General features: G+C 40.9%; 6 protein-coding genes. All 6 read right to left on the bottom strand.

Annotated elements, in window-relative coordinates:
- Positions 1-85 precede the first annotated feature (85 nt).
- The gene (locus E2L07_RS19680) at positions 86-1036 is read right to left on the bottom strand and encodes a carbohydrate ABC transporter permease (RefSeq protein ID WP_134230438.1); all 951 of its coding nucleotides are present in this window, start codon (positions 1034-1036) and stop codon (positions 86-88) included.
- A 14-nt stretch (positions 1037-1050) separates the two neighbouring features.
- The gene (locus E2L07_RS19675) at positions 1051-1914 is read right to left on the bottom strand and encodes an ABC transporter permease (RefSeq protein ID WP_233422112.1); all 864 of its coding nucleotides are present in this window, start codon (positions 1912-1914) and stop codon (positions 1051-1053) included.
- A 257-nt stretch (positions 1915-2171) separates the two neighbouring features.
- On the bottom strand, positions 2172-3857 hold the full coding sequence (locus E2L07_RS19670) for an ABC transporter substrate-binding protein (RefSeq protein WP_010898268.1): 1686 nt from the start codon (positions 3855-3857) through the stop codon (positions 2172-2174).
- 293 nt (positions 3858-4150) lie between these two features.
- On the bottom strand, positions 4151-5755 hold the full coding sequence (locus E2L07_RS19665) for a sensor histidine kinase (protein WP_243855020.1): 1605 nt from the start codon (positions 5753-5755) through the stop codon (positions 4151-4153).
- Positions 5756-5762: 7 nt separating this feature from the next.
- Positions 5763-6488: an IS21-like element helper ATPase IstB gene (gene istB / locus E2L07_RS19660; protein ID WP_134229558.1), complete on the bottom strand. Its 726-nt coding sequence runs from the start codon at positions 6486-6488 to the stop codon at positions 5763-5765.
- Positions 6488-7573: Mu transposase domain-containing protein (locus E2L07_RS19655; protein WP_134230437.1), on the bottom strand; the 1086-nt coding region annotated here is incomplete at its 5' end. The genes E2L07_RS19655 and istB, both read right to left, overlap by 1 nt.

Below are 7573 nucleotides of genomic sequence, written 5' to 3'. Positions count from 1 at the left end.
AAGGACAAGCAGCTACCGCTGTGGCTCTGTGTTTCACCTAAAATAGAAGTTTTACCAAGTAAAATAAGCAGGGCTAACCTATCTACTAGAAACAGGGGTATTTACACAAAATTATTGACACACCCCCAAGAGTTAACCCTTTAACAAAGTATTTTTGCAGGAATGGATATACACAAATGATCGGGACAGAAACGATGATCGTCATTGCAGCTCTAACTGACTGAGGTGTGACCGTTTCAACCACCCCGCTTTGGGAAGAAGCAAAGGCACTTGCCGCAGAGCCTGATGACATGGATGCGTTAGAGTTTTGCAATATTTTCATTAATTCATACTGAAGTGTGCTTAACTCTGGTTTATTAGAGTTATAGATAAACACGTCAAACCATGAGTTCCACTGCCCTACTGCAACGAACAGGGAAACTGTTGCGATTACCGGGAGACATAGAGGCAATGCGATTTTGAAAAACTGGGTAAATTCCCCGGCGCCATCAATTTTTGCCGATTCAAAAATTGTTTCCGGAAGCCCCTCAATAAATGAACGGATAACGATTAAGTTAAACACACCGATTAACCCAGGAATAATGTAAATCCAGAACGTACCGATTAACGATAATTCTCTCATTAACAGATATGTCGGAATAAGTCCGCCGTTTAAATACATAGTTAAGACGAATGCGATCGTCACGAATTTTTTCAGGACAAATTGCTTTCTGCTGATCGTATAAGCAACCATGGCGGTACAAAATACGGAAATGGCTGTTCCGATGACTGTCCTTAAAACGGAGATCATACCTGCGTGCAACAGCTGCGACTGGCTGAATACATGTTCAAAGTTATACCAAGTAAACTCCCGCGGCCAGAAGTAAATTCCGCCCCGCACGGTATCTGTAGCATCATTTAAGGATACTGCCAACGTATTAACCATTGGATACAGCATCACGACACAGAGTAGGAGCATAAATATGATATTTAATGAATCAAAAATAAAATCATCTGCTCCTCGCCGTTTACCCGCTAATTTCGCTAAAATTTTCATGATGCGATCCCCCTCTAGAATAGTCTGGCTTCGCCAAGCCTCTTAGCAATATGGTTTGCCGAGAACAGGAAGATGAAGCTGACCACCGTTTTAAATATTCCAGCTGCCGTGGCTAAAGAGAAATTCCCCATATTAATACCGTAGCGTAAAACAAATATATCTAGGTTTTCCGCAAAGTCCATGTTCATTGGATTCATAAGCAAGTACTGCGCTTCAAAGCCTGATTCTAAAATATAGCCTAAGTTCATGATTAACAGGATAACAATGACCGGCCTCATGCCTGGTAGAGTAATATACCAGATGCGTTGCAAGCGGGTGGCGCCATCGATTTCCGCAGCTTCATACTGTTCAGTATCGATCATCGTAATTGCTGCGAGGTAAATAATTGTGTTCCACCCTACGTTTTTCCAGACATCCGATGCACCAATAATTCCCCAGAAATACTCACCAACTCCAAGCCACATAATCGGCTCGCTGATCATACCAAGTTTCATAAGAACAATATTGATTATTCCGTTTTCAATAGACAAAGCTGCCGATACGAGCCCTGCTGCTACTACCCATGAAAGGAAGTGCGGCATGTAACTGATCGTCTGAACTACTCGTTTAAACGTCAGGTTTCTGAGTTCGTTAAGGAGAATGGCTAAGCCGATAGCGGTTACAAAACCAAGTACCAGATTAATGAGACTCATTGCTAACGTATTTCTTAATACTTCAAAGAACCGCGGGTCTGTAAATAAAAATGTAAAATGCTTAAAACCAGCCCAATCCTGATCAAATATCGGGCGCGCAGGCCTGAAATCCTGGAACGCTATGGACCATCCATACAATGGCACGTATCTGAAAATGATTAACCAGATTAAAAACGGAAGACTCATTAAGAGCAAAGCTTTTTGCTCATAACATTTTTTAAAAAATAACTTTATACCTGTCGGCTTCCCTGCCGGTGTTTTCGGTGGTTGTTTAATCGGTGCCGGCGATGAAGCTTGTCCCGGCGGCGCAGATGATTGCGTCTGCTGCAATGCCATTGTTATCCCTCCCCAGTTGAACTCCGTAACTTGATTAAAAAAGGGAAGCTATGTCTAACCAGTATTCGGTTAGCCACAGCCCCTTTTGTTTTACGCTTTTGTGAATATTACCACTCGCCTCTTACGCGCGCCTGGACTACTTCGGTAAAGAAGTTTTCATAAGCATCTACATCAAGGCTTCTATATGCCTGAACGAAATCGTCCCACTCTTTATCAAAGTCCGCTGGATCTGCTAATACGATTCTTGCATAGTGTCTTCTTAATATCTCATCAGCACGCTCCTCGAAAATTTGCTGTGGAGAGCCTTGCTCGATGTTTGCACTCCATGCAGGATACCATGGGCGCTCGTCAGGCTCGGAGAACAATTCTGCAAAAGTGCTGATTCCGTATGCTTCAAGGTATTCTTTATCATCATCATTGTAGCTAGCGAAAGCAACTTCAGGCTGCCTTCTTGCTTCAACTGCATTACCGTCAGAGAATGTACCGTTAATACGCGGCCAGGACCATTCAAATGTTGTCATACCAAATTCATCTCTGAAGTTCTGGTTGTTTACAATCTCTATCTGTTCTTCCGTTTGATAGAAGCGTCCATTTTCGTCAACGTTGTAATGCTCGCCTTCAATGCCCCACATTACTAAGCGCTGGTTATCTTCTTTAATTAATTCATCCCAGAACTGAATGATGCGCTCAGGATTTTCCGCATTAACCGTAATACCGACACCGCGGTTCCCTGTGAATGCCGGCGGATCAATATACTGGTCTTTAATGCCTTCATCAAATACGACTGGAAGTGCCATATACTCACGGTCCGGGTTGCCTGCGTCCCTTAATGCGTTACTTGCAGTGCCGAACTGCCATCCATAATCGAAGAATCCAAGTACGCGTCCGGAAGAAAGCTTCTCTAAATATTCATCATAGTTCATAACGAACATTTCCTGATCCAGCAATCCTTCTGCATTAAGTTCGTTTAATGCTTTTAACCATCTCTTCGCATACTCAGAATCTGCGTAAACAGAAGCTTCGTGAGTATCCATATCAACCATTACACCACCGTCATTTGGATAACCGGCAAGATGGTTCGGTACGTTAGTAAAAGCGAAGAATCTCCAGTCATACGTTAAACCGGTGAAAGGAATGGTTCTCATTCCGTCAATCTCAGGATTTTCTTTCGCATATCGAGTAATGATATCTAAATATTCATCTAATGTGTTGATTTCAGGAAAACCGTACTCTTTCAAAATCCCCCGCTGAATCCAGAACGCACCCTGGTCAATGTTCGGGTTAGGCTGGAACTCGTTTACAGTAGCCCCGAAAGGAATGTAGTAGATGTTTCCATCGTCATGTGTAAACATGTGCAGGTAATCGCCATAAGCTTCTAACAGGTTTGGCCCGTGCTCTTCAAGAAGATCATTTAAAGGTATGAATGCTCCTGCATCTAATAAAGCATCTATAGCGGCGTCAGGAACGATAACGTCAGGATAATCACCGCTGGCAATCATTACACCTGTACGTTGATTGATGTCCCCTACAAGATGCTCCACCTTGAAGTTTACTCCTGTTTTTTCCTCAAGCATTTTTCCGATATAAGTTTCGTTCGTGTTGAGGTCCTTCCCAGCAGCACCGGCGTTAAAATAGTGGTAAGTAACCGGCTCTAATTCCACTTCAACCGCGTCATTAGTTGCATTATTTTCGTCCTGGTCATGTGCATCAGTTGCAGCATCATTAGAACATGCTGCAGCGACTAAGAGCGAAGACATTGCCATTGATAAAATCAAGCTCTTTTTCTTAAACATCGGACATCCCCTCTCGCAATCCCTTTTATTTATGAAAGCACTTTCATTATAGCTTTGACAGGCTTTTTGCATGACCAGGTAAACTATAGTTTTCACTTAAAAATATATAGTTTATTGTTTAATTTTTCAGAAATTTTTCATGTCACCGATGTATAAAAACAGATGAATTTGTAAGTAAATCCCCCGTTCTGTCAGTATGTGTCGTAACGTTTCGAAAACTATTTTTACAGGAAAGAGCCAGAAAAGGAAAGTATCAGCAATACTTTCCTCAAGTTAATCAGAAATAATCATTATTATTTTGAAATATTATTTTTCTCCGCAGGAAGTTTTATTTGTACATTCGTCCCTTGCCCAGGCCTGCTGTTAATGGAAAAATCAAAATGATTTTTATAATGAAGTTTCAGGCGGTAATAAACGTTTTTAATACCAACATTTTCTCCCATACTTTCCTCATTTTTAAGAGTCTCGATCAGGCTAGCTAATTTCTCTTCATCCATTCCAGCACCATTATCACTGATCTCATAAACTATTTCTCCATCGTTTTTCTCAACTCTTATTTGAATAATGCCTTTTTCTTTCACGGACTCTATTCCGTGAATGCTTGCGTTCTCTACAAAGGGGAGAAATACCATGTTTGGAATAATATAATCGTATGCTTCTTCATCAATATCAAGTTCATATTCCATTTTATCCCCAAACCGGTACTTTTGTATCTCGAGAAAGCAGATAATTAAACAAAGCTCGTCCCGTACGGTTACCCAGTCTTTCCCCCATGTAAGGGAATTTCGGAAGATTTTCGCCATATTCTGGATTATTTTTGCTGTTTCCTTCTCCCCTTTAATCATGCTCCTCATCCGGATCGTTTCGAGGGCGTTAAATAAAAAATGAGGATTAATCTGGCTTTGCAGAGCGCTCAGTTGGGCCTGCTTTTCCCTTAATTGGAGATCCTTCTTTTCAATATTGCTAGCATAGACCTCATTAATTAATCGATTGATTGTCTGTGACATCTTATTAAACTCGTTTGTTAATTCTCCTATTTCATCCTTGTCTCCAGGAAAATTAATAATGTCAAACTTTTGCTTTTTCATTCTCTTCATATGCTTTAATACACGCAGCAGTCGCGAATGAATAGATTTAGAAATTAAGACTATTAATAATGTTGGGAACAGCAGGTTAATGCTGGCGAGAATCACGATAAACTCCCGTGATTTATAAAGTTCTTCCAGTATTTCATTTTCCGAGATTGTCCCGGCCACTCTCCAGCCTTCTAGGTAATTCTGGGAAAGCATTCTTTCTTTTGTGAAAATGGTGTCTTCAGGAAATTCAAGCGCATCAAAATGCAGTTGTTCTGTTCTCCAGTTGACTTCCTCATTAGAGGAAAATTCTATATTCCTCTCGCCGTTTAATAAATAAACCTCACCAGTAAATGCAGCATTGTTAAAAATCTGTTTAATTGTCAGTGGATTCAGGTCAATTCTGACAATTTTTTTATGGTTGTATTTATTTTTGTGATAATCAAGCTCTCTTATGACACTGAAGAGCCCGCTGTCCGTAGCAGGATTAGTCCTGATAATAATCGGATGATTAGCCTCCGTTAACAACCTGTACCATTTTTCTTCTTTCGTATGCTCTGTCAGCGGACGTATACCGCCGGCGTAAATGAAACTAGGATTATCCGTATAAAAAGAAATTGACTGTATGGAATAATAAAGCGGGCTGAATCTGCTGTATTCTCTTAAATAAAAATCATATGCTTCAATATAGTCTATTGCCGTTTCATATTCTGTTTCAAAAAAATCATAGATTCTTGTGTTCGTATAAAAGCCTGATGAAATCCTGTATTTGGCAAGAGAAAAATGCATAAAACGGCAAGCCTTTTTGCAGCCACTTAATAACACTTATTCCTTACATATTGTTCAAAAGGAATGACTCTTTCATTCGGTTACTATCTCCTCCGAAAATCACTAAATGAGAGTGGTGAATCAGGCGATCTACCACGGCTTCCGTTAAAATAGGGTCGCCAAATACATGATTCCATTGCCCAAACTGCAGATTTGTAGTGATGATAATACTCCGCTTTTCATAACACAAGGAGATGACCTGGAAGAGTAGCTCGGCCCCATGTTTGTGAAGCGGTATATATCCCAGCTCATCCAGAATTAAAAGATCAAGCTTCTCGATTTTCTTAAACAGCTTATTGAGATTTCCTTTGTCATTCGCCTCTAATAACTCATTGGCTAGAGAAGCAATGGTATAAAACTTCACTCGTTTCCCATATTTTTGTATCGCATTCATGCCAATGAGGGTGGAAAGGTAGGTTTTTCCTGCACCAACGCCGCCATAAAACACCATGTTTTCTTTTGATTCAATAAATTCACCGTCCAGGAGAGATTGTTGACTTAACCCCTGCCCCAGCTGAATATCCTTCCAGTCAAAAGGTTTGCCGGATACGTTCGGCAGGGTTGCCGCCTTGAACAAAAGATTAATTTTTCGTTCTTCACGCTGTTCTATTTCTTTTTCAAAGAGCTTCAGTAAATATTCTTCTGTGTTCGCCGCTTCTACCTCTCGGTAGTTCTCTCGAATCCAGCTTAGCTTTAAGCGCTTGGCATATTCTTGGATCTGTTCCTGCATTAGGCCTTCCTCCTTTCCTGCTGGAAGAAGACATCGTATTGATTCATACCTCGTTCAGCTATTGGCATTACTGGAACTGTACTTTTTAGCCTTACTGTCTCTCTGGAGCCTCTGCCATGAATGAGCTGATGAAAGACTTGCTTTATTGTTTCTGTGGATGGATGACATCGCTCGGATGCAATTTCCAGGGCCTCTGTAGCTGTCTCCAGACTATGGTCTTTAAGAAGGTCTGAGAGTAACTGAAGCGCCTTTTTCTTTTCTTCCAGAGTACATTCCTCCAGATAAGTTTGCCATTTAAAGGGCAGTTGATCATAGAAAGTTGTATATTTTAGCGCCGTCGGCCTTTTAGCCATTAGGTACAGATAAGGCTGCCATTTCATCGACTTTGATTCTTCTCCATACAGTCGTTCATGGCTCACAATCACTTCATAGTTGTCCGAAAGGATATCTATCCTGTTATAAGTGATGCCAGCCAATACCTTTTGATTGGCAAAGCGCGGGGAAGTAGAATACCTTTTCGTATCTACTAAGATATAGCCGTACTTGTCTGCTTTGAGAGTTTCATAGCGTACACAAGAGTATTCTTCCGGCGGTAAATACATTAACGCTTCTTTGTCCTCTTCAAACAGCCTGGCAATTTCTTGTTTCTTTTCATAATGAGGACGGTTTCGATCCTTTTCTGCCTCCTCCCATAACCGATCATTCAAATTATCCAGCTGATATACCGTTCGTTCCGGAAGGAAGAAATTATTCCTCGCATATTTAACCATCGCTTCTACATGTCCTTTTTCATTGCCGGCACCCGGATTACAAAATTCATACTCAAACCCGTAGTGCAAAGCGAAGCGCTTGAAACCCTCAGTAAGCTCGCGTTTTCCTTGTGGTAAAACCTTTTTTACTGCGGGGGATAAATTATCAAAACGAATCCTTTTTGGCACTCCTTGCAGATGATGGAAGAACCGTTTTAAGCCCTCCAGGAAACATTCCTGATTTTCAGCTTCAAACACCTGAACTAAGAATGCGTTACTGTATGGAAAAGAAAGCACCAAATACGGCAGGTCTATAACCTTTCCCTTTACTTTAAA

The sequence above is a fragment of the Halalkalibacterium halodurans genome (assembly GCF_004376175.1).
GTDB classification, from domain to species: domain Bacteria; phylum Bacillota; class Bacilli; order Bacillales; family Bacillaceae_D; genus Halalkalibacterium; species Halalkalibacterium halodurans.
The sequence above is the reverse complement of the archived record's forward strand: the minus strand, read 5'-3'. Positions and strand labels throughout refer to the sequence as shown.

Excerpts from the sequence above, each read along its gene's own strand:
- E2L07_RS19670 (WP_010898268.1), bottom strand. The coding sequence starts at position 3,857 with ATGTTTAAGAAAAAGAGCTTGATTTTATCAATGGCAATGTCTTCGCTC.
- istB (WP_134229558.1), bottom strand. The coding sequence starts at position 6,488 with ATGCAGGAACAGATCCAAGAATATGCCAAGCGCTTAAAGCTAAGCTGG.
- E2L07_RS19680 (WP_134230438.1), bottom strand. The coding sequence starts at position 1,036 with ATGAAAATTTTAGCGAAATTAGCGGGTAAACGGCGAGGAGCAGATGAT.
- E2L07_RS19675 (WP_233422112.1), bottom strand. The coding sequence starts at position 1,914 with ATGAGTCTTCCGTTTTTAATCTGGTTAATCATTTTCAGATACGTGCCA.